Annotated in this window: 18 protein-coding genes; 11 read left to right on the top strand and 7 right to left on the bottom strand. The window is 62.4% G+C overall.

The window, feature by feature from the left end:
• Positions 1-520: 520 nt before the first annotated feature.
• The gene (locus B2U07_RS12270; RefSeq protein ID WP_197856833.1) at positions 521-820 is read right to left on the bottom strand and encodes a hypothetical protein; all 300 of its coding nucleotides are present in this window, start codon (positions 818-820) and stop codon (positions 521-523) included.
• A 238-nt stretch (positions 821-1,058) separates the two neighbouring features.
• Between B2U07_RS12270 and B2U07_RS12265 the strand changes: the two genes are divergently transcribed.
• Entirely contained in the window at positions 1,059-2,096 is a 1,038-nt protein-coding gene (locus B2U07_RS12265) for a low specificity L-threonine aldolase (protein WP_275547509.1), read from the top strand.
• 120 nt (positions 2,097-2,216) lie between these two features.
• A complete protein-coding gene (locus B2U07_RS12260; protein ID WP_275547510.1) occupies positions 2,217-2,630 on the top strand; it encodes a hypothetical protein in 414 nt (137 codons plus the stop codon).
• 55 nt (positions 2,631-2,685) lie between these two features.
• On the opposite strand, the gene gbcB is transcribed toward B2U07_RS12260, so the two are convergent.
• The gene (gene gbcB / locus B2U07_RS12255; RefSeq protein ID WP_275547511.1) at positions 2,686-3,789 is read right to left on the bottom strand and encodes a glycine-betaine demethylase subunit GbcB; all 1,104 of its coding nucleotides are present in this window, start codon (positions 3,787-3,789) and stop codon (positions 2,686-2,688) included.
• Positions 3,790-4,102: 313 nt separating this feature from the next.
• Between gbcB and gbcA the strand changes: the two genes are divergently transcribed.
• Positions 4,103-5,395, top strand: a complete 1,293-nt coding sequence (gbcA, locus tag B2U07_RS12250; RefSeq protein ID WP_275547512.1) for a glycine-betaine demethylase subunit GbcA — start codon at positions 4,103-4,105, stop codon at positions 5,393-5,395.
• A 305-nt stretch (positions 5,396-5,700) separates the two neighbouring features.
• Here gbcA and typA read toward each other — a convergent pair whose 3' ends face one another.
• Together typA and thiI are read right to left on the bottom strand one after the other, a co-directional pair.
• Positions 5,701-7,521, bottom strand: coding sequence for a translational GTPase TypA (gene typA, locus B2U07_RS12245; RefSeq protein ID WP_197856829.1), 1,821 nt, complete (start codon positions 7,519-7,521; stop codon positions 5,701-5,703).
• A 150-nt stretch (positions 7,522-7,671) separates the two neighbouring features.
• Complete coding sequence (thiI, locus tag B2U07_RS12240) at positions 7,672-9,126, bottom strand: tRNA uracil 4-sulfurtransferase ThiI (RefSeq protein ID WP_275547513.1); 1,455 nt, start codon at positions 9,124-9,126, stop codon at positions 7,672-7,674.
• A gap of 329 nt (positions 9,127-9,455) precedes the next feature.
• Between thiI and glnA the strand changes: the two genes are divergently transcribed.
• The 5 genes from glnA to ntrC all read left to right on the top strand — a co-directional run bounded on the left by glnA (position 9,456) and on the right by ntrC (position 15,027).
• Positions 9,456-10,862: a glutamate--ammonia ligase gene (glnA, locus tag B2U07_RS12235; RefSeq protein WP_013717510.1), complete on the top strand. Its 1,407-nt coding sequence runs from the start codon at positions 9,456-9,458 to the stop codon at positions 10,860-10,862.
• A 273-nt stretch (positions 10,863-11,135) separates the two neighbouring features.
• Positions 11,136-11,702, top strand: coding sequence for a DUF4124 domain-containing protein (locus B2U07_RS12230; RefSeq protein ID WP_275547514.1), 567 nt, complete (start codon positions 11,136-11,138; stop codon positions 11,700-11,702).
• Positions 11,703-11,704: 2 nt separating this feature from the next.
• The gene (locus tag B2U07_RS12225; RefSeq protein WP_275547518.1) at positions 11,705-12,319 is read left to right on the top strand and encodes a DUF4124 domain-containing protein; all 615 of its coding nucleotides are present in this window, start codon (positions 11,705-11,707) and stop codon (positions 12,317-12,319) included.
• A 189-nt stretch (positions 12,320-12,508) separates the two neighbouring features.
• Positions 12,509-13,597 carry a nitrogen regulation protein NR(II) gene (gene glnL / locus B2U07_RS12220; protein WP_275547515.1) on the top strand — a complete coding sequence of 363 codons (1,089 nt, stop codon included), beginning with the start codon at positions 12,509-12,511 and terminating at the stop codon, positions 13,595-13,597.
• The gene (gene ntrC, locus B2U07_RS12215; protein ID WP_197856824.1) at positions 13,594-15,027 is read left to right on the top strand and encodes a nitrogen regulation protein NR(I); all 1,434 of its coding nucleotides are present in this window, start codon (positions 13,594-13,596) and stop codon (positions 15,025-15,027) included. Before glnL ends, ntrC begins: the two co-directional genes overlap by 4 nt.
• Positions 15,028-15,251: 224 nt before the next feature.
• Here the strand turns inward: ntrC and B2U07_RS12210 are convergent, their stop codons facing one another.
• The gene (locus B2U07_RS12210; RefSeq protein ID WP_197856823.1) at positions 15,252-15,650 is read right to left on the bottom strand and encodes a TM2 domain-containing protein; all 399 of its coding nucleotides are present in this window, start codon (positions 15,648-15,650) and stop codon (positions 15,252-15,254) included.
• Positions 15,651-15,798: 148 nt separating this feature from the next.
• On the opposite strand from B2U07_RS12210, the gene B2U07_RS12205 reads away from it, so the two are divergent.
• The gene (locus B2U07_RS12205) at positions 15,799-17,010 is read left to right on the top strand and encodes a putative DNA modification/repair radical SAM protein (RefSeq protein WP_275546882.1); all 1,212 of its coding nucleotides are present in this window, start codon (positions 15,799-15,801) and stop codon (positions 17,008-17,010) included.
• Positions 17,010-17,870 (top strand): TIGR03915 family putative DNA repair protein, encoded by an 861-nt coding sequence (locus B2U07_RS12200; protein WP_275546881.1) that lies wholly within the window; start codon positions 17,010-17,012, stop codon positions 17,868-17,870. The genes B2U07_RS12205 and B2U07_RS12200 overlap by 1 nt, the downstream gene beginning before the upstream one ends.
• A gap of 633 nt (positions 17,871-18,503) precedes the next feature.
• On the opposite strand, the gene B2U07_RS12195 is transcribed toward B2U07_RS12200, so the two are convergent.
• Positions 18,504-19,649: a PilT/PilU family type 4a pilus ATPase gene (locus B2U07_RS12195; RefSeq protein ID WP_296277087.1), complete on the bottom strand. Its 1,146-nt coding sequence runs from the start codon at positions 19,647-19,649 to the stop codon at positions 18,504-18,506.
• An 81-nt stretch (positions 19,650-19,730) separates the two neighbouring features.
• Positions 19,731-20,765 (bottom strand): type IV pilus twitching motility protein PilT, encoded by a 1,035-nt coding sequence (gene pilT, locus B2U07_RS12190; RefSeq protein WP_003463935.1) that lies wholly within the window; start codon positions 20,763-20,765, stop codon positions 19,731-19,733.
• Between the two features lie 76 nt (positions 20,766-20,841).
• Here pilT and B2U07_RS12185 point away from each other — a divergent pair, with 76 nt between their 5' ends.
• Positions 20,842-21,534, top strand: a complete 693-nt coding sequence (locus B2U07_RS12185) for a YggS family pyridoxal phosphate-dependent enzyme (RefSeq protein WP_296277086.1) — start codon at positions 20,842-20,844, stop codon at positions 21,532-21,534.
• Positions 21,535-21,544 lie beyond the last annotated feature (10 nt).

The following is a 21,544-nucleotide window of genomic DNA, read 5'->3' as shown; positions in this document are numbered from 1 at the left end:
TTGCGCACAAATGGCGGGGATCAAGCTGTGGATAAACCGTGCATACAGCGCGCTGCGCCAGCGCCTGCGAGGGCTGCCGAGGAACGATCATTTCCTGATCGATATCAGCTACTTAGCAAGGCGAGACATGCACAGAAGTCGTGGATTAGCCTGTGGAAAAGCTGTCGATCAATGAGTGCAGGGCTCACCAGCTCTGAGCTCCGCGCGTGAGGACGATATCTGCACAGCGCAACAGGCCGCATGGCTTATCCACCAGCGACCGCTGAAGGGAAGAAAGACGGTTGGGGATATGCACAGAAGATGTGGATGAAAGTGTGCATAGCCTGTTCGACATAGGCTCCAAGCCAGGGCTGCCGCGGCCTTCCGGAAATCGCCTAAAAATTGAGCAGGAACAATAAGATAGGTTTAGCTTGTGCACAAATACTGTGGACTGTGTTGTGCACTGGCTGTGGAAATGCGTCGCCAGGCCAGAGCCCACAAGGCCCTGGCCTGACCGCGCACCAACTACTCAGATGGATGATTACGGCTTGAGCTTGCTGCTGCAGCTACTGGACGCATTCACCAGGCGCTGCTGCATGGCAGTGTCGGGAGGGGACTGACGGGTCATCTCGTGCAGCTCGGCCTCACTGAACTCTTCACTGACCTTGGTCGCGGCGCAGTCGCAATAAGCTCGCAATTGTGGCTCCTCATATCCCGCCGGCGCGCCAGCGATGCACTGCTGAACGAACTCGTTCTTCGCGCTATCCGACCACTCGGCAGCGGAAACGGGCAGCGCCACAGCCAGCGGCAGGGCAAGGGCGAGCAGGTGACGATAAGTCATATGAAACTCCTTCTCTGATTGCGAAGGGCGGGTCGAGTGCCGCCCTCTGGTAGGTGTGAACACCGCAGAAAGCCTCAAGTTCCATTGCGGAGCCGAACGGCGGTTCACCAACGGACCAGGCAGTACGCATCAGTGCAACAACTCGTCGCCGCCACGGACCCTCGGTCACAGGCCCTTGGAGTAAAGTGCACGCTTTGCCGGATGACCTGCCGGCAGGCTTTTCAGAAGGAACGCATCCATGCCCGACAATGCCCAGCAATTCGCCAGCGACAACTACTCCGGCATCTGTCCCGAAGCCTGGGCCGCCATGGCCGAGGCCAACCAGGGCCACCAGCGCGCCTACGGCGATGACGAGTGGACCGCCCGCGCCGCCGACCACTTCCGCCGCCTGTTCGAGACCGACTGCGAGGTGTTCTTCGCCTTCAACGGCACCGCCGCCAATTCGCTGGCCCTGGCCTCGCTGTGCCAGAGCTTCCATAGCGTGATCTGCTCGGAGACCGCTCACGTCGAGACCGACGAATGCGGCGCGCCGGAGTTCTTTTCCAACGGCTCCAAACTGCTGCTGGCCAAGACTGATAACGGCAAGCTGACGCCACAGGCGATCCGCGAAATCGCCCTCAAGCGCCAGGACATCCACTACCCGAAACCGCGTGTGGTCACCCTCACCCAGGCCACCGAAGTCGGCACCGTGTACCGCCCGGAAGAAGTCCGCGCCATCAGCCAGGTCTGCAAGGAGCTGAACCTCAACCTGCACATGGACGGCGCGCGCTTCTCCAATGCCTGCGCCTTCCTGGGCTGCAGCCCGGCGGAGCTGACCTGGAAGGCCGGCGTCGACGTGCTGTGCTTCGGCGGCACCAAAAACGGCATGGCAGTGGGCGAGGCAATCATCTTCTTCAACAAGGCGCTGGCCGAGGACTTCGACTATCGCTGCAAGCAGGCCGGCCAGCTGGCTTCGAAGATGCGCTACCTGTCGGCCCCCTGGGTCGGCATCCTGCAGAACGACGCCTGGCTGCGTTACGCCAACCACGCCAACCACTGCGCCCAGCTGCTCGCCTCGCTGGTCGAAGACGTGCCCGGCGTCAGCCTGATGTTCCCGGTCGAAGCCAACGGCGTGTTCCTGCAACTGTCCGAGCCGGCCATCGACGCCCTGACCGCACGCGGCTGGCGTTTCTATACCTTCATCGGTGCTGGCGGCGCGCGCTTCATGTGCTCGTGGGATACCGACGAAGCGCGAGTGCGTCAGTTGGCTGCGGATATTCGTGAGGTGATGGCCTGACCATCCGAGCGCCCCGAAATGCCCAAAGCACTTAGAGCGCTCCTGCCAATATTGGCCCTTGCAGTGCTGGGACAAGGGCATGCCACGTCGCGTCATCATGACGGCGAGGCGCAGGTTTGGATGAAAGATGGCGTGCTGTGCCTGGGAGCAGCCGAGACCTACGAGGTATCCGGCTTCCTCTCCAGCAGCGCTCGCCTCGATCAGAATCAGGTCGACCTGTATGCGCTGCAGGTCAATCAGCATTCGATACAGGCGTGGGAACTGAGCGCACCGCAAGGCAAGAAGCCATCGGCGGTGCGACTGGAACCAGGTGGCTGTATCGAGTACGGGCAGCCGCTCACCGGGCTGGAAACCCAGGCCCCACCCAGACCTCTTGCCCCTGGCGTCTATGAGGTGTTTTTACAGGCAGGCGACCAGAAAAAACGGCGCGCCTGGTTCTACAAACGCTTCTGCCTGGCTGGCGAGGCTGGAGCCTGGACGGTCACGCAAGCCAGGCGCGAGACTGGCACGCAGTCCTGGCAATGCGATGAATGATGGAAAGGCCGCATAGCGCCGCCTTTCCTTCCACTGACAGCAGCCTGATCCGCCATCAGTAGTCGATGGCGACATCCCCTTTCGGCACGCTGCAGCACGACAGAATGTAGCCTTCGGCCACGTCCTCGTCGGTGATCCCGCCGTTGTGCTCCATGTCCACTTCGCCCGCCGTCTTCATGACCTTGCAGGTGCCGCAGATGCCCATGCCGCAGGCCTTGGGAATATGCAGGCCGAGCTTGGCGGCAGCGGCATGCACGGTCTCGCCGGGCGCGACGCGAATGCTTTTGCCGGTGCTGGTGAACTCCACCTGATTGAGCTCGCCGACCGGCAATTCCGGCGCGTCGGCAGCTTCGGCTGCCAGCTCCTTGACCTCGGCACGAATCTCCGGCGGCGTCGGGCCGAAGGCTTCTTCGTGGTAGCGGCTCATGTCGTAGCCGGACGCTTCGAGCAGGCGCTTGACCGCACTCATGTAGGGCGTCGGGCCGCAGCAGAAAATCTCGCGTTCGAGGTAATCCGGCGCGATCAGCTCCAGCATCGTCTTGTTCAGATAACCCCGATAGCCAGCCCAGGCTTCGCCCAGGCCGTGCTTCTCGCAGATCACGTGCAGGCTGAAGTTATTGATGCGCGCAGCCATGTGTTCCAGCTCGCGCTGGTAGATGATGTCCTTCGGCGAACGGGCGCTGTGCACGAACACCATGTCGACGTTGGCGTTGGTGTCGTAGAACCAGCGCGCCATCGACATCACCGGAGTGATGCCAACGCCACCGGAAAGATACAGCACTTTTTCGGAGGGAAAATCGATGGCATTGAACAGCCCCACAGGGCCGTGCACCGGCACCTCGTCGCCTTCCTTGAGATTGTCGTGCAACCAGTTCGACACCTTGCCGCCCGGCACCCGTTTGATGGTGATGGAGAAGCTGTAGGGCACCGAGGGCGAGCTGGAAATGGTGTAAGAGCGCATGATCGGCTGACCGTCGATCTCCAGCTCCAGGGTGACGAATTGACCCGGCTTGAAGAAGAACAGCACCGGCAAGTCGGCCATGAAGCAGAAGGTGCGGACATCCCAGGTTTCCTGGATCACCTTGACGCAACGCACCAGATGGCGGCCGTTGGTCCAGGTTTGGGTGGTAACCGGGTTAAGGAAAGAGTTGGTGGTCATGACAGCTCTCCACGCGGCCGGATATCGGCCTATATGGCGCGGATTGTGCGAAAGCCCGCCGACCGTCATTTATCTGCCAGCGACATCCGCATGCTTATCGCGACCTGCCTGATAGCACGGGGCCTGACGCGTCGGAAACAAATCCAGGCATGTCGCCCATGGATAAGGATTGCCCATCGGCCGGATCCACACTCCGCCTCACCAAGCATGCGCGCCCGTTGCAGGCGGCAGCGATTGATCGACACCTTGCGGCACATACCGTATCAGCCACTTTTTTCGGCAGGCGCGCCGCGCCCGCCACCGAGGAGCCAACATGGACTGCACCCAAAACCTGAGCCTGGGCGACCCACTGGAGCCCGTCCGCAAGGCCACCGCCCAGATGCTGCACGAGCGCGACCACACTTTCTCGCTGCCGCAGCCCTTCTATAACGACGAGCGCCTGTTCCAGGTCGACATGCAGGAGATCTTCCACAAGGAATGGCTGATCGCCGGCATGACCTGCGAGATCCCTGCCAAGGGCAACTTCCTCACCGTGCAGATCGGCGACAACCCGATCCTGGTCATCCGCGGCGCCGAAGGTCAGATCCACGCCTTTCACAATGTCTGCCGTCACCGCGGCTCGCGTCTGTGCGTCTCCGACAAGGGCAAGGTCGCCAAGCTGGTGTGCCCGTACCACCAGTGGACCTACGAGCTGGACGGCCGCCTGCTGTTCGCCGGCACCGAAATGGGCGCCGACTTCGATCTCAAGGACTACAGCCTCAAACCCGTGCAGTGCAAGACCGCTGGCGGCTTCATCTTCATCAGCCTGGCGGAAAATCCGCCGGCCATCGACGAATTCCTTGCGACCCTGGCTCACTACATGGAGCCTTACGACATGGAGAACACCAAGGTCGCGGTCCAGAGCAGCATGCGTGAACAGGCCAACTGGAAGCTGGTGCTGGAGAACAACCGCGAGTGCTACCACTGCAACGGTTCGCACCCGGAACTGCTCAACACCCTCCTGGAATGGGACGACGTCACCGACCCGCGCGCCAGCCAGGCGTTCAAGGACCAGGTTGCCGAGTGCACCACCCGCTGGGACAGGGACAACATTCCCTACGCTCACGCCAGCTTCGGCCTGCGTAACCGCATCGTGCGCATGCCGCTGCTCAAGGGCACCGTATCCATGACCATGGACGGCAAGCAGGGCAGCAAGAAGCTGATGGGCCGCATCACCGATCCGGATCTGGGCTCGATGCGCATCCTGCACCTGCCGCACTCGTGGAACCACTGCATGGGCGATCACCTGATCAACTTCACCGTGTGGCCGATCAGTGCCCAGGAATCGATCGTCGTCACCAAGTGGCTGGTGCACAAGGATGCGGTCGAGGGCGTCGACTACGACGTGGCGCGCCTGCGCGAAGTCTGGGATGCCACCAACGATCAGGACCGCCGTCTGGGCGAAGAAAACCAGCGCGGCATCAACTCCACCGCCTACCAGCCTGGCCCGTACTCCAAGACCTACGAGTTCGGCGTGATCAACTTCCTCGACTGGTACAGCGAACGCATGCTCAACAACCTCGACGACACCCCAGCGCAGAACCTGCGCCAGGTAGCAGGCGAGTGATGACGATCAGCCTGTTGGTGCTGATTGGGCTGACGGCCTACGGCTTATTGGCCTGCCGACCGAACCCAGGCTGAATCGATACGAGAAACCCCAGCTCCGCAAGGAGGCCGGGGTTTTCTTTTGCCGCCCAGCTCCGCTCAGGCGGCATTGAGCCGAAAATTCTCGGGAGCAATGTCTGACGCCGACGCGCGACACCCGAGAGCTCCACGCAAGGTATGACAGACCATGAAAAAAAGCCCCGCCAGATCGCTCTGGCGGGGCTTTGCTTTTACCTGCAGCTTGAAGCTTGCCGCTTGCGGCCGCTCTTAGACCTTGGCGCGCTCGAAGCGCTTGCGGTCGTTCTCGTTCAGGTACTTCTTGCGCAGACGGATCGACTTCGGCGTCACTTCCACTAGCTCGTCATCGGCGATGAATTCCAGCGCCTGTTCGAGGGTGAACTTGATCGGCGGAACAAGGGCGATGACTTCGTCCTTGCCGGAAGCGCGCATGTTGTCGAGCTTCTTGCCCTTGGTGGGGTTGATCACCAGGTCGTTGTCACGGCTGTTGATACCGGCCAGCTGACCTTCGTAGATCTCCTGGCCCGGCTCGAGGAACAGCTTGCCGCGCGCTTGCAGGGTTTCCAGCGAGTAGGTCAGCGCGGTGCCGGTGGCCATGGAGACCAGTACGCCGTTCTGGCGGTTGCTCACTTCGCCGGCCTTGATCGCGCCGTAGTGGCTGAAGGTCGAGGTCAGGATGCCGCTGCCCGAGGTCAGGGTCAGGAAGTTGTTACGGAAGCCGATCAGGCCGCGCGCCGGGATGGTGTACTCCAGGCGGATACGACCCTTGCCATCAGGAACCATGTTGGTCAGATCGCCCTTGCGCAGGCCCATCTGCTCCATCACCGAACCCTGGTGCTGTTCTTCGATGTCGATGGTGACGTTCTCGTACGGTTCCTGCTTCTCGCCGGCCTCGTTCTCGATGATCACCACTTCCGGACGGCCTACGGCCAGTTCGAAGCCTTCGCGGCGCATGGTTTCGATCAGTACCGACAGGTGCAGCTCACCACGACCGGAGACCTTGAACTTCTCCGGGGTCTCGCCCGGCTCGACGCGCAGGGCGACGTTGTGCAGCAGTTCCTTCTCCAGACGATCCTTGATGTTGCGGCTGGTGACGAACTTGCCTTCCTTGCCGGCGAACGGCGAGTCGTTGACCTGGAAGGTCATGCTAACGGTCGGTTGGTCGACGGTCAGCGGCGGCAGCGCTTCGACGTTGTTCTGGTCGCACAGGGTGTCTGAGATGAACAGCTCATCCATGCCCGATACGCAGACGATGTCGCCAGCCTGGGCTTCCTGAACTTCGACGCGCTGCAGGCCGGAGTGGCCCATGATCTTGAGGATACGGCCGTTGCGGCGCTTGCCGTCGGCACCGATGGCGGTTACCGGGCTGTTGGCCTTGACGGTGCCGCGGGCGATGCGGCCGATACCGATGACGCCGAGGAAGCTGTTGTAGTCCAGCTGCGAAATCTGCATCTGGAACGGGCCGTTGACGTCGACAACCGGAGCCGGGACGTGGTCGACGATGGCCTGGAACAGCGCGTCCATGTTGTCGTCCATCTTCTCGTGGTCCATGCCGGCGATGCCGTTCAGGGCCGAGGCGTAGACGATCGGGAAGTCCAGCTGCTCGTCGGTGGCGCCGAGGTTGTCGAACAGGTCGAAGATCTGGTCGATGACCCAGTCAGGACGCGCGCCCGGACGGTCGATCTTGTTGACCACGACGATCGGACGCAGGCCGGCCTTGAACGCCTTCTGGGTCACGAAACGGGTTTGCGGCATCGGGCCGTCCTGGGCGTCGACCACCAGCAGTACGGAGTCGACCATCGACATTACGCGCTCTACTTCACCACCGAAGTCGGCGTGCCCGGGGGTGTCGACGATGTTGATGTTGTAGTCGCCCCACTTCAGCGCAGTGTTCTTGGCCAGAATGGTGATGCCGCGCTCTTTTTCCTGGTCATTGGAGTCCATGACGCGCTCGTTTTCCGCTTCTTTGCGGTCGAGGGTGCCAGACAGACGCAGCAGTTTGTCGACGAGAGTGGTCTTGCCATGGTCGACGTGGGCGATGATGGCGATGTTGCGCAGATTTTCGATCACTGTGTGTATCTCGATCAGAGGATTCGGTGTGTCGCCCAGCCTGGACGACGAATATGAAGAAAATTGTTTCAGCGAACCAAGTAGGGCATCGCTTAAAGCGCTAGGTCGGGAGGGCGATGGCGGATACTCCCGCCATTAAGCCCCGGCGTCCTATGCCGGACGATAAACGCGCACATTGGCGTGTCCCTCGCTCAGCAGGTGATGGGCATGCAGGCGGCTCATGACGCCCTTGTCGCAATACAGCAGGTACTGGCGGTTCTCATCCAGTTCCTTGAATTTGTTGTTCAGCGCATAGAACGGCAGCGCCTGCACTTCGATGCCCGGCACGTCCAGCGGCTCGTCTTCGGCGGCATCGGGGTGGCGGATATCGATGACGATCTGCCCGGCCAGCGCTTCACGCACTTCCTCGACTTGCACGTCCTTGCCCAGTTCGTCGATCACGCGGTCGATGGGCAATTGGGTGGCGCGCTCCAGGGCACGCTCGAGGATGGCCATGTCGAACTGCGCCTCCTCCTTCTCCACGCGATAACCACGGGCCTTGGTGGTCGGGTTGACCGAGATCACGCCGCAGTACTCGGGCATGTTCTTGGCGAACTCGGCGGTGCCGATTTGCGTGGCGGTGTCGATGATGTCCTGCTTGTGGCTGGCGATCAGCGGGCGCATGACAAGCATGTCGGTGGCCGAATCGATTACTGCCAGGTTGGTCAGGGTCTGGCTCGAGACCTGGCTGATCGCCTCGCCAGTCACCAGCGCCTCAATCTGCAACTTTTCGGCAACACGGGTGGCAGCGCGCAGCATCATGCGCTTGAGGATCACGCCCATCTGGCTGTTGTCGACCTTGCCGAGAATCTCGCCGACCACTTCCTCGAACGGCACGCTGACGAACAGCACGCGCTGCGAGCGGCCGAACTTCTGCCAGATGTAGTGCGCCACTTCCATCACGCCCAGTTCATGGGCACGACCACCTAGATTGAAGAAGCAGAAGTGGCTGACCAGACCGCGGCGCATCATCTGGTAGGCCGCGACGGTGGAGTCGAAGCCGCCGCTCATCAGCACCAGAGTCTGCTCCAGCGAACCCAGCGGGTAGCCGCCGAGGCCTTCGTGACGGTTGTGCACCACGAACAGGCGCTGGTCGCGAATCTCCATGCGCACTTCGACTTCCGGCTTCTTCAGATCGATGCCGGCCGCACCGCATTCCTGGCGCAGACGCGAACCGACATGGCGCTCGACGTCGATGGAGCTGAACGCGTGCTTGCCGCCACGCTTGCAGCGCACGGCGAAGATCTTGCCCGGCAGTTGGTCGGCATAGTGGCGCTTGCAGTGCTCGGTGATCTCGTCCAGATTGCCCAGCGGATATTCGTTGACTTCGAGGAACAGGCCGATACCCGGCGTGTTGCGCAGGCGTTCGGTCATCTCGGCCAGGAGCTTGGCGTCGTCCAGGTCGGTCTCGACCTCCAGGTTGTCCCACACACCGGTGACCCGCAGATCGGGGTCAAGATCGCGCAGCACGGCGCGGATGTTCTTCCCCAACTGGCGGATGAACTGCTTGCGCACCGGGCGACTCTTGATGGTGATTTCAGGGAAAACTTTGACGATCAGCTTCATGAATAGGCCGCCCACTTCGGGGACGAAAAAACAGGGGCGCGGATTATAGCGGAAATTGTTCAAGCTTTGACCAAAAATACTGCAGCACCAAGATGGCGCACCAAAATAGGTCTTTTGCATAAATTGCAGCCCTTAAATGGTGCAAAACTCAAAGCGAAATCGCTGCGCAGGCGGCGCAGCGCCTGAGTTTCGCGGCCTCTGCCCAATAAAGGGCACTGGCATGCAATTTGCTCCCTTGTGAGGCAGGTTGCCCTGAAGGACTATCCCGCCGGGCTTCACCGCACATATCGGGGCTCCACTAAGCGAGCCTTTTCCATCTGGAGGACAACATGTCTAAGGCTGTTCAACTGATCAAAGAACATGACGTGAAGTGGGTAGACCTGCGCTTCACCGACACCAAGGGCAAGCAGCACCACGTGACCATGCCGGCCCGTGACGCCCTGGACGAAGACTTCTTCGAGCACGGCAAGATGTTCGATGGCTCGTCCATCCATGGCTGGAAAGGCATCGAAGCCTCCGACATGATCCTGATGCCGGTCGACGAAACCTCCGTGCTAGACCCGTTCACCGAAGAGCCGACCCTGATCATCGTTTGCGACATCATCGAGCCGAGCACCATGCAGGGCTACGATCGTGACCCGCGCTCCATCGCCAAGCGTGCCGAAGAGTTCCTGAAAACCACCGGCATCGGTGACACCGTATTCGTCGGCCCGGAGCCCGAGTTCTTCATCTTCGACGAAGTGAAGTTCAAGTCCGACATCTCCGGCTCCATGTTCAAGATCTACTCCGAGCAAGGCTCCTGGATGACCGATCAGGACGTGGAAGGCGGCAACAAGGGCCACCGTCCGGCCGTCAAGGGCGGTTACTTCCCTGTTCCGCCGTGCGACCACGACCACGAAATCCGTACTGCCATGTGTAATGCCATGGAAGAAATGGGCCTGGTCGTCGAAGTGCACCACCACGAAGTGGCCACTGCCGGTCAGAACGAAATCGGCGTGAAGTTCAACACCCTGGTCGCCAAGGCTGACGAAGTTCAGACCCTCAAGTACTGCGTGCACAACGTGGCCGACGCCTATGGCAAGACCGCTACCTTCATGCCGAAGCCGCTGTACGGCGACAACGGTTCGGGCATGCACGTGCACATGTCGATCTCCAAGGACGGCAAGAACACCTTCGCAGGCGAAGGCTATGCCGGTCTATCCGAGACCGCGCTGTACTTCATCGGCGGCATCATCAAGCACGGTAAGGCCCTGAACGGCTTCACCAACCCGTCGACCAACTCCTACAAGCGTCTGGTTCCGGGCTTCGAAGCTCCGGTCATGCTGGCCTACTCGGCTCGCAACCGCAGCGCCTCGATCCGTATTCCGTACGTTTCCAGCCCGAAAGCCCGCCGTATCGAAGCGCGCTTCCCGGACCCGGCTGCCAACCCGTACCTGTGCTTCGCTGCACTGCTGATGGCCGGTCTGGACGGTATCCAGAACAAGATCCACCCGGGCGATGCCGCCGACAAGAACCTGTACGATCTGCCGCCGGAAGAAGGCAAGCTGATCCCGCAGGTCTGCGGCAGCCTGAAAGAAGCCCTGGAAGAGCTGGACAAGGGCCGCGCGTTCCTGACCAAGGGCGGCGTGTTCTCCGACGACTTCATCGATGCCTACATCGAGCTGAAATCGGAAGAAGAAATCAAGGTACGCACCTTCGTGCACCCGCTGGAATACGACCTGTACTACAGCGTCTAAGCCAGTCTGCGCCGCCTCGTGCGGCGCTTTCGAAAGCCCCGCCCGGCTCTGCCTGGCGGGGCTTTTTTATGGGCACGCAGCAACACCATGCCCTGTAGGAGCGAGCTCTGCTCGCGAAGCTCTCCAGGTCGCCAGGTTCGCGAGCAGAGCTCGCTCCTACGGCAGATCCGAGTCCACTTTTTGTAGCCAAACATCACAGCCAAGGCGCCCTGCGCTTGCCAGGAACCGATTGCAGTGCAAGGCTTAGCGCATCACCCGAGGAGGGATCGGCCCATGCGCCCATTACTCGCCTGCCTGTTGCTTACCCTGGCCCTGCCGGTCAGTGCGCAGATTTACAAATACACCGATGCCAACGGCAACACGGTCTTCACCAATCAGCCGCCGGATGGCACGGCCGCCGAGAGCGTCGAACTGCCGCCGACCAACACGGTGGAGATGCAGACGCCCAGCCTGCCAGCGCCCGAAGACGACGCCCCGACGCAGAGCGAAGCGCCCTACGCCGAGCTGAGCCTGACTGGCATTCCGGATGATGAGGCCATGCGCGCCAACAACGGTACCTTCATCGTCGGCGTGAACATTCAGCCGCGCCTGCAACCCGGTCACCGCCTGCGCCTGATCCTCGATGGCGAACCCTATGGTCAGGCCAGCAACGTGCCGAGCCTGCAATTGACCAACCTGGACCGCGGCGAGCACGCACTGGCCGTGGCCGTGATGGATGGCGAGCGCATCGTCCAGCAGAGCGCCACCGAAACCTTTACCGTGCAGCGCATCAGCCTGAACAGTCCGGCGCGCCAGACACCACCACCGCCTCCCCGTCCAACACCGAAGCCTGTCAATTGACCATACGATTTCCGCTCATCCTGCTTGCGCTCGTCGCGCCGTTCGCGTTTGGCCAGGTCTACACCTACATCGACGCCGAAGGTAACCGCGTATTCACCGACAAGCCGCGCAGCAGCAATGCCGAGCGTGTGATGCTCGCGCCCTCCAACAGCGTGGAGTTGAGCCAGCCCACGCCCACGGTGCGCGCGACCCCGCCCGCCGTCACCAAGCCGACCGTGCACTATCAATTGCTGCGCATCCTCCTGCCGGAGCCGGACGCCTCGATCCACAACGGCTCTGGGGACATGATCGTCACCCTCAATAGCGAGCCGGGCCTGCTGCCCGGCCATAGTTACCGCCTGCTGCTGAACGGCGAGCCACAGGGCGAAATCAGCCGCAGCCCGGTGTTTTCCCTGCGGCATGTCGACCGCGGCACGCACCAACTGGTGGCAGAGATCATCGACTCTGCTGGCCTCATCGTCGAGCGCACGCCGGCGCAGCCCTTCCACATGCACCGCATGAGCCTGGCGCAGAAGCGCAAGGTCAACCCGTGCAAGAAGGATGAATACGGCGTACGGCCCGAATGCCCGCTGAAAGACAAACCCAAGGAAGAAGTCAGCATCCTTCCTTTCCTCTGAAAGCAGATTGCACCTTAATGGTGCAATCTGGCGCACCACCTCCTAAGCTCTCCCTGTTTTGGGTCGCTTTTCGCTACCCAACTGCGCCGCTACGCCCCCAAAACCTGCCAGACCACACACATCATGCGTCTTTTCGGGGCCTTGGTTTGCTTCTTGCATTTTCCTGCCCATCGCCGGAACGCACTGCCTATGACCATCAACGACGCGCTGCACCGACTGCTACTCGACAACCTGACCACCGCCACCCTGCTGCTCGACAGCCAACTGTGCCTTGAGTACATGAACCCGGCGGCGGAAATGCTCCTGGCCGTCAGCGGCCAGCGCAGCCATGGTCAGTTCATCAGTGACCTGTTCACCGAATCGCCCGAGGCGCTTTCGTCGCTGCGCCAAGCGGTGGAGCAGGCGCATCCGTTCAACAAGCGTGAAGCCGTGCTGACCTCGGTCACCGGCCAGACGCTGACCGTGGACTATGCGGTGACGCCACTGTTCAGCAAGGGCGAAACCCTGCTGCTGCTGGAGGTGCATCCGCGCGATCGCTTGCTGCGCATCACCAAGGAAGAGGCGCAGCTGTCCAAGCAGGAGACCACCAAACTGCTGGTGCGCGGCCTGGCCCACGAGATCAAGAACCCGCTCGGCGGCATCCGCGGCGCCGCGCAACTGCTCTCGCGCGAGCTGCCCAACGAAGACCTCAAGGACTACACCAACGTCATCATCGAAGAGGCCGACCGCCTGCGCAATCTGGTCGACCGCATGCTCGGCTCGAACAAGCTGCCGTCGCTGGCGATGACCAACGTGCACGAGGTGCTCGAGCGCGTCGCCAACCTGATCGAGGCGGAAAGCCAGGGCGGCATCACCCTGGTGCGCGATTACGACCCGAGCATTCCGGACCTGATGATCGACCGCGAGCAGATGATCCAGGCCGTGCTCAACATCGTGCGCAACGCCATGCAGGCCATCGCCGGGCAGAAGCACGACATGGGCCTGGGCCGCATCAGCCTGCGCACCCGCACCCTGCGCCAGTTCACCATCGGCCACACACGCCACCGCCTGGTGGTCAAGGTCGAGATCATCGACAACGGCCCCGGCATCCCGGCCGAACTGCAGGAAACCATCTTCTATCCCATGGTCAGCGGGCGTGCCGACGGCACCGGCCTGGGCCTGGCCATTACCCAGAACATCATCAGTCAGCACCAAGGTCTGATCGAGTGCGAGAGCCACCCTGGCCACACCGTATTCTCGATCTTCCTGCCGCTGGAACAAGGAGCGCCCACGCCATGAGCCGCAGTGAAACCGTCTGGATTGTCGACGACGATCGTTCCATCCGCTGGGTCCTGGAAAAGGCCCTGCAGCAGGAAGGCATGACCACTCAGAGTTTCGACAGTGCCGACGGTGTACTCGCCCGCCTGACCCGCCAGCAGCCGGACGTGATCATCTCCGATATTCGTATGCCCGGCGCCAGCGGCCTCGACCTGCTGGCACGGATCCGCGAGCTGTATCCGCGCCTGCCGGTCATCATCATGACCGCGCATTCGGACCTGGACAGCGCGGTGGCCAGCTACCAGGGCGGCGCGTTCGAGTACCTGCCCAAGCCGTTCGACGTCGACGAGGCGGTCTCGCTGGTCAAGCGCGCCTTTCAGCATGCGCAGGAACAGCAGAGCCTGGCCGCCCCCGCCGCGCAGGCACGCACCCCGGAAATCATCGGCGAGGCGCCGGCGATGCAGGAGGTGTTCCGCGCCATCGGCCGCCTGTCCCACTCCAATATCACCGTGCTGATCAATGGCGAATCCGGTACCGGCAAGGAGCTGGTGGCACACGCCCTGCATCGCCACAGTCCGCGTGCGGCGGCGCCCTTCATTGCCCTGAACATGGCGGCCATTCCCAAGGACCTGATGGAGTCCGAGCTGTTCGGCCACGAGAAAGGAGCCTTCACCGGCGCGGCCAACCAGCGTCGCGGGCGCTTCGAGCAGGCCGACGGCGGCACCCTGTTTCTCGACGAGATCGGCGACATGCCGGCCGACACCCAGACCCGCCTGCTGCGCGTGCTGGCCGATGGCGAGTTCTACCGTGTCGGCGGCCACACCCCGGTGAAGGTGGACGTGCGCATCATCGCCGCCACCCACCAGAACCTGGAAACCCTGGTGCAAGCCGGCAAATTCCGTGAAGACCTGTTCCACCGCCTCAACGTCATCCGCATCCACATTCCGCGCCTGGCCGACCGCCGCGAGGACATCCCGACCCTGGCCCACCATTTCCTTGCCCGCGCGGCACAGGAGCTGGCGGTGGAGCCGAAGCTGCTCAAGAGCGAAACCGAGGATTACCTCAAGCACCTGCCCTGGCCGGGCAACGTGCGCCAGCTGGAGAACACCTGCCGCTGGATCACCGTCATGGCCTCGGGTCGTGAAGTGCATGTCGACGACCTGCCGCCGGAGTTGCTGACTCAGCCGCAGGACGCCGCCCCGGTAACCAACTGGGAGCAGGCCTTGCGCCTATGGGCCGATCAGGCCCTGGCACGCGGCCAGTCCAGCCTGCTCGACACCGCCGTGCCCGCTTTCGAACGTATCATGATCGAGACCGCGCTCAAGCACACTGCCGGCCGCCGCCGCGACGCCGCGCTGCTGCTAGGCTGGGGTCGCAACACCCTGACGCGCAAGATCAAGGAACTGGGCATGAAAGTCGACGGCGCGGACGACGACGACAGCGACGACTGATCCTGCCGGCAGCAATGAAAAGGGCATCCCGCGGGATGCCCTTTTCATTCCCCGGATTGCAACCGGGCTACGACGCTTGTCTCCCCTCTCCCGCTTGCGGGGCTTGAGCGGAAACAGCGAAGCATCGCTTCGCCCGCTCAAGCGCCCTGAGCTCTGCGAGGGGCCGGGGCGCATAGCGGGGGCCGGGGGAGAGGGGCAGATCGTGCAACTCACTTGCCTCTGCCTCAACCGCGCTGCGCATTCCTGATCGAGATCTGCGTATTGAGCGTCAAGAAGTCATAGAGCACGCCGATCAGAAACAGCCCGCCGGTGAACAGATAGATGATCCCGGTGATCCACTTGCCCTGATACATGCGGTGCACGCCGAACACGCCGAGGAAGGTCAGCAGAATCCACGCCACGTTGTAATCGGTATCGCCCGCAGTAAAGCGCAGGTCCGCTTCACGGTCCATCGAGGGAATCAAGAACAGATCGATGATCCAGCCGATGAACAGCAAACCGAGGGTGAAGAACCAGATGGTGCCGGTCACCGGCTTGCCGTAATAGAAGCGGTGCGAACCGAGAAAACCGAAGATCCACAGCAGGTAGCCGATCAGCTTGCTATGTGTATCCTGTCGTTGCATGACGTACTCCTTGAACGAGGTACCGGGTAAGACGCGGCGCGCCGACATAAGGTTTCACGCGCCGTTGGGCGGTGTGACTTCACGAACTGCTTGATAGCTGTACGACGCCCATATACTGTATAAAAAAACAGTATAGATATCGCCTGCCATGCAACTGATCGAAAAACTCACCATCCTCGCCGACGCCGCCAAGTACGACGCCTCCTGCGCCAGCAGCGGCGCGCCCAAGCGTAGCTCCAAGGGCAAGGACGGCATCGGTTCGACCAACGGCATGGGCATCTGCCACAGCTACACGCCGGACGGACGCTGCGTCGCGCTGCTGAAGATCCTGCTGACCAACTTCTGCCTGTACGACTGCCAGTACTGTATCAACCGCCGCTCCAGCGACGTGCCTCGTGCGCGTTTTTCACCCGAGGAAGTGGTGACCCTGACCCTCGATTTCTACAAACGCAACTGCATCAGTGGACTGTTCCTCAGCTCCGGCATCATCCGCTCGGCCGACTACACCATGGAACAGTTGATCCGCGTCGCCAAGCTGCTGCGCGAGGAGCATCAGTTTCGCGGTTACATTCATCTGAAGACCATCCCCGATGCCGCACCGGAGCTGATCGCCGAAGCCGGCCTGTATGCCGACCGCCTCAGCGTCAATATCGAACTGCCCACCGAAACCAGCCTGGTGCGCCTGGCGCCGGAAAAGAACGTAGGAAGCATCCACCAGGCCATGCACAGCATCCATCAGGGCGAGCGCGAGGCCCAGGAAGAACGCCGCGCGCCGCGCTTCGCACCGGCCGGGCAGAGCACGCAGATGATCGTCGGCGCCGACGCCACCGACGACAGCACCATCCTGCATAACGCCCAAAGCCTGTACCACGACTATCGCCTGCGCCGCGTCTACTACTCGGCCTTCAGCCCGATTCCGCAAAGCCCGAAAAGCGTGCCCTTCGAGGCGCCGCCACTGCTGCGAGAGCATCGCCTGTACCAGGCCGATTTCCTCATGCGCGGCTATGGCTTCAGCGCCACGGAACTGCTCGCCGGCCCCGGCAACCTGGCGCTGGATATCGACCCCAAGCTGGCCTGGGCACTGGCCAACCGCGAGCAGTTCCCGGTCGATCTGAACCGCGCCGACGAAGCGCTGATCGCCCGCGTGCCCGGTATCGGCGTGCTCAGTGCCAGGCGCCTGGGTGCACTACGGCGTGAACGGCGCATCCGCTATGAAGATCTGACCCGCCTGCGCTGCGTGCTGGAGAAGGCCAAGCCTTTCATCGTCACTCAGGATTACCGGCCACCGCGGGCCGAACACGAGTCCGTGGTGCTGCGCCAGCAACTGCGCGATACCCCGGCGCAGATGGCGTTGTGGTGATGCACAGCCTGCGCTTCGACGGCACCTTCGCCACCTGGCGTCAGGCCGCACGCCGCGCCTTGCTCCAGGGACTGGCGCCGCATCAGCTGCAGTGGCTCGACGAAGAAGCGGCGCCCGGCCTGTTCGATCAGCCCGCCGAACCTGCACCTGAGCCGAACGGTCGCCTGCGGGTATCCCCCGAACTGCTGGAGCTACTGGAAAGCGCTGCGCAGTACCGAGGCGAGGAACGCTGGAGTCTGCTCTACCGCGTGCTTTGGCGCTTCGTGCAGGGCGAGCGCAGCGCCGTGCTGGCCGGCGACGCGGACGGCAGCGAACTGCATCGGCGACTCAAGACAGTGCGCCGCGAAGCCCATCATCTGCACGCCTTCGCGCGCTTTCAACCGAGCAAGGCTGCCGGCGCGCCGGATTTCGTCGCCTGGTTCGAACCGGCACATGACATCCTCGCCTCGGCCAGCGGCCATTTCGCCGAGCGCCTGGGCAAGCACAGCTGGCTGATCGCAACGCCGCGCGACGGTGTGTTCTGGGATGGCCAGCACCTGCTGCACGAACGCCGTTGCCCAGCGCAATGGCAAGCCTGGGCGCAGCAGCCCGAGGATGACGGCCAGGCCCTGTGGCGCGCTTATTACGGCAGCACCTTCAACCCGGCACGTCTCAACCGCACGGTGATGCAGCAGCATCTGCCGCTGAGATTCTGGAAGAACCTGCCGGAAGGCCCGTTGATTCCGCAATTGATGAGCGAGGCGCGCGCAGGCGCACAACGAGATGGTCAGGCGCTGGTGCTGGCCGGCAGGAAAGGCAAACGCATCGCCATGGGGGCTGAGGCGACCACAGAGCGGATTGGGGCAGGAGATCAGGCGTAGTCAGTGGCCACCCCTTCACGAGCGCCGACAGGTCTTCCAGCATGCGGCTCGGCAGCGGCCCGCTCCAGCGCGCAGGGTTCGTCAGCCGGGAAAGGTGATGTGATGCAGGGAAAAGCTTCGCGGACAAGTCTGCTCCCACAGGGAGGCACGCTGCTTTGCTTTGTGGGAGCGGACTTGTCCGCGAATGTCATGGTGCGAGACGGATAAACGGATCGCCCGCAAGCGGGCTCCTGCTTCAACGCCGCTCCTAGCAGGCAACCTCAGCGCCGCTCGGTCAGCGGGAAAGGTTATGGATGGCTCAAGGAAAAGCTCGCGGACAAGTTCGCTCCCACAGGGAGGCACGCTGCTCTGCTTTGTGGGAGCGGACTTGTCCGCGAATGTCATGACACGAGGTGGATTAGCGGATCGCCCGCAAGCGGGTTCCTGCTTCCGCGCAGCGCCTAGCTGGCAACCTCAGCGCCGCTCGGTCAGCGGGAAAGGTTATGGATGGCTCAAGGAAAAGCTTCGCGGACAAGTCCACTCTCACAAGGAGGCTCGCTGCTCTGCTTTGTGGGAGCGGGCTTGTCCGCGAATGTCATAGTGCGAGACGGATAAACGGATCGGGGTCCTGCTCCCATGCACCTACAGGCGCCGTCAGCGGAAGCGACGCCCCGGATCGTCCTCGCTGACCTCCAGCGCCAGGCCCTGAGCCATGCTGGTCAGGTGATCGCCGTCGGTTTCCGAGCCGAGCTTGATCATCAGGCGCAGGTCGTTGGCCGAGTCGGCGTAGAGCAGTGCGTCTTCGTAGGTGATCTCGCCCTGGGTGTAGAGGTTGTACAGCGCCTGGTCGAAGGTCTGCATGCCCTGTTCGGTGGAGCGCTTCATCAGGCCCTTGAGCTCGTGCACCTCACCCTTGCGGATCAGGTCGGCGGCCAGTGGGGTGTTGATCAGCACCTCGATCACCGCGCGACGGCCCTTGCCGTCCGGGGTCGGCACCAACTGCTGAGCGACGATGGCCTTGAGGTTGAGCGACAGGTCCATCCACACCTGGTTCTGCCGGTCGGCCGGGAAGAAGTTGATGATGCGGTCCAGCGCCTGGTTGGCGTTGTTGGCGTGCAGGGTGGCCAGGCACAGGTGGCCGGTTTCGGCGAAGGCCACGGCGTGATCCATAGTCTCGCGAGTACGCACCTCACCGATGAGGATCACGTCCGGCGCCTGACGCAGGGTGTTCTTCAACGCCACCTCGAACGACTCGGTGTCGATGCCCACTTCGCGCTGGGTGACGATGCAGTTCTGGTGCTGGTGGATGTACTCGATCGGGTCTTCGATGGAGATGATGTGGCCGCTGCTGTTCTTGTTGCGGTAGCCGATCATCGCCGCCAGCGAGGTGGACTTACCGGTACCGGTGGCACCGACGAACAGAACCAGGCCGCGCTTGGTCAGCGCCAGCTTCTTGAGGATCTCCGGCAGCTTCAGCTCATCGATGGTCGGGATGGTGGTCTCGATACGGCGCAGCACCATGCCCACTAGGTTGCGCTGGTAGAAAGCACTGACGCGGAAGCGACCGATGCCACGGGCGCTGATGGCGAAGTTGCACTCGTGGTTCTCGGCGAAGTCGCGGCGCTGCGCCTCGTTCATCACGCCCAGCACGGTTTCGCGGGTCATCTCCGGCGACATGGCGTTCTTGGTCACGGGCATGATCTTGCCGTTGACCTTCATCGACGGCGGTACACCGGCGGTGATGAACAGATCGGAACCACCTTTTTCGACCATCAGGCGCAGCAGTTTTTCGAATTCCATCGTCGCTCTCGCACATCCACACGCACTGTTCGGCATTGAGCGGCGCCCGCGAGCGTGTTCCGCACGCGCCGGCCGAACGGTTTAGAAGTTTTCCGGGCTCTTGGCCTTCTCGCGCGCACTGTCGCGGCTGACCAGGCCCTTGGATACCAGGGTCTTGAGGCACGCATCGAGTGTCTGCATGCCCAGCGCACCACCGGTCTGGATCGCCGAATACATCTGCGCCACCTTGTCCTCGCGGATCAGGTTACGAATGGCCGGCGTACCGATCATGATCTCGTGCGCGGCCACGCGACCGCCACCGATCTTCTTCAGCAGGGTCTGCGAGATCACCGCCTGCAGCGACTCGGAGAGCATCGAACGCACCATCGACTTCTCTTCGGCCGGGAACACGTCGACCACGCGGTCGATGGTCTTGGCGGCGGAGGTGGTGTGCAGGGTGCCGAACACCAGGTGGCCGGTTTCCGCGGCGGTCAGCGCCAGGCGGATGGTTTCCAGGTCACGCATTTCGCCCACCAGGATGATATCCGGGTCTTCACGCAGCGCCGAACGCAGGGCTTCGGAGAAGCCGTGGGTGTCGCGGTGCACCTCGCGCTGGTTGACCAGGCACTTCTTCGACTCGTGGACGAATTCGATCGGGTCCTCGATGGTGAGAATGTGGTGATACTTGTTGCTGTTGAGGTAGTCGAGCATCGCCGCCAGGGTGGTCGACTTGCCCGAACCGGTGGGGCCGGTGACCAGCACCAGGCCGCGCGGCACGTCGGTGATCTTGCGGAACACCTCGCCCATGCCCAGGTCTTCCATGGTCAGTACCTTGGACGGAATGGTACGGAACACCGCACCGGCGCCACGGTTCTGGTTGAAGGCGTTGACCCGGAAGCGCGCCACACCCGGCACTTCGAAGGAGAAGTCGGTCTCCAGAAACTCTTCGAAATCCTTGCGCTGCTTGTCGTTCATGATGTCGTAGATCAGCGCGTGTACCTGCTTGTGATCCAGCGGCGGCAGGTTGATGCGGCGCACGTCACCGTCAACGCGGATCATCGGCGGCAGCCCCGCCGAGAGGTGCAAATCCGACGCGCCTTGCTTGGCGCTGAAGGCGAGCAGCTCAGTGATATCCATGGGACTCCCCAATTACAAGCAAGCAGGTAGAATGCCGCGAACGCTTAACGAGCGGGCTTTATGTAGAGCGCAGGTAATGTCCACGATAGCAGAGAATATTGCAAAGGTCGGAGCGCGTATCCGTGAGGCGGCGCAAGCCTCGCAGCGCAATTTGGCGGACATCGGCCTGCTGGCGGTGAGCAAGACCAAACCGGCCGAAGCCATCCGCGAAGCGCACGCCGCCGGTCTGCGCGATTTTGGCGAGAACTACCTTCAGGAAGCGCTGGAAAAACAGACCCAGCTGACCGACCTGCCCTTGATCTGGCACTTCATCGGCCCCATTCAGTCGAACAAGACCCGGCCCATCGCCGAGCACTTCGACTGGGTGCATTCCGTGGATCGCCTGAAAATTGCCCAACGCCTGTCCGATCAGCGCCCCGCGCATCTGCCGCCGCTGAACATCTGCCTGCAGGTCAACGTCAGCGGTGAGGACAGCAAGTCCGGCTGCAGTCCCGAGGAACTACCAGAGCTGGCGAGGGCCATTGTCGCCCTGCCCAACCTCCAGCTGCGCGGACTGATGGCCATTCCCGAGCCCACCGACGACGTCACCGCGCAACACGCCGCCTTCGCCCGTCTGCGCCAGTTGCGCGATGACCTGGCGCTCGATCTCGATACCCTGTCCATGGGCATGAGCCATGACCTGGAAGCCGCCATCGCCGAAGGTGCCACCTGGGTGCGCATCGGCACCGCCCTGTTCGGCGCCCGCGATTACGGCCAGCCCACTCACTGAATGAAGGAAT

The sequence above is a fragment of the Pseudomonas sp. UBA7530 genome, from assembly GCF_002479365.1.
GTDB lineage: Bacteria > Pseudomonadota > Gammaproteobacteria > Pseudomonadales > Pseudomonadaceae > Aquipseudomonas.
This window is presented reverse-complemented; position numbering and strand designations above follow the sequence as displayed.

Coding starts and splice junctions, on each gene's coding strand:
- B2U07_RS12195 (WP_296277087.1), bottom strand. CDS start 19,649: ATGGAATTCGAAAAACTGCTGCGCCTGATGGTCGAAAAAGGTGGTTCC.
- gbcA (WP_275547512.1), top strand. CDS start 4,103: ATGGACTGCACCCAAAACCTGAGCCTGGGCGACCCACTGGAGCCCGTC.
- thiI (WP_275547513.1), bottom strand. CDS start 9,126: ATGAAGCTGATCGTCAAAGTTTTCCCTGAAATCACCATCAAGAGTCGC.
- pilT (WP_003463935.1), bottom strand. CDS start 20,765: ATGGATATCACTGAGCTGCTCGCCTTCAGCGCCAAGCAAGGCGCGTCG.
- B2U07_RS12230 (WP_275547514.1), top strand. CDS start 11,136: ATGCGCCCATTACTCGCCTGCCTGTTGCTTACCCTGGCCCTGCCGGTC.
- gbcB (WP_275547511.1), bottom strand. CDS start 3,789: ATGACCACCAACTCTTTCCTTAACCCGGTTACCACCCAAACCTGGACC.
- B2U07_RS12205 (WP_275546882.1), top strand. CDS start 15,799: ATGCAACTGATCGAAAAACTCACCATCCTCGCCGACGCCGCCAAGTAC.
- glnA (WP_013717510.1), top strand. CDS start 9,456: ATGTCTAAGGCTGTTCAACTGATCAAAGAACATGACGTGAAGTGGGTA.
- B2U07_RS12200 (WP_275546881.1), top strand. CDS start 17,010: ATGCACAGCCTGCGCTTCGACGGCACCTTCGCCACCTGGCGTCAGGCC.
- B2U07_RS12260 (WP_275547510.1), top strand. CDS start 2,217: ATGAAAGATGGCGTGCTGTGCCTGGGAGCAGCCGAGACCTACGAGGTA.
- B2U07_RS12185 (WP_296277086.1), top strand. CDS start 20,842: ATGTCCACGATAGCAGAGAATATTGCAAAGGTCGGAGCGCGTATCCGT.
- B2U07_RS12210 (WP_197856823.1), bottom strand. CDS start 15,650: ATGCAACGACAGGATACACATAGCAAGCTGATCGGCTACCTGCTGTGG.
- B2U07_RS12265 (WP_275547509.1), top strand. CDS start 1,059: ATGCCCGACAATGCCCAGCAATTCGCCAGCGACAACTACTCCGGCATC.
- ntrC (WP_197856824.1), top strand. CDS start 13,594: ATGAGCCGCAGTGAAACCGTCTGGATTGTCGACGACGATCGTTCCATC.
- glnL (WP_275547515.1), top strand. CDS start 12,509: ATGACCATCAACGACGCGCTGCACCGACTGCTACTCGACAACCTGACC.
- B2U07_RS12270 (WP_197856833.1), bottom strand. CDS start 820: ATGACTTATCGTCACCTGCTCGCCCTTGCCCTGCCGCTGGCTGTGGCG.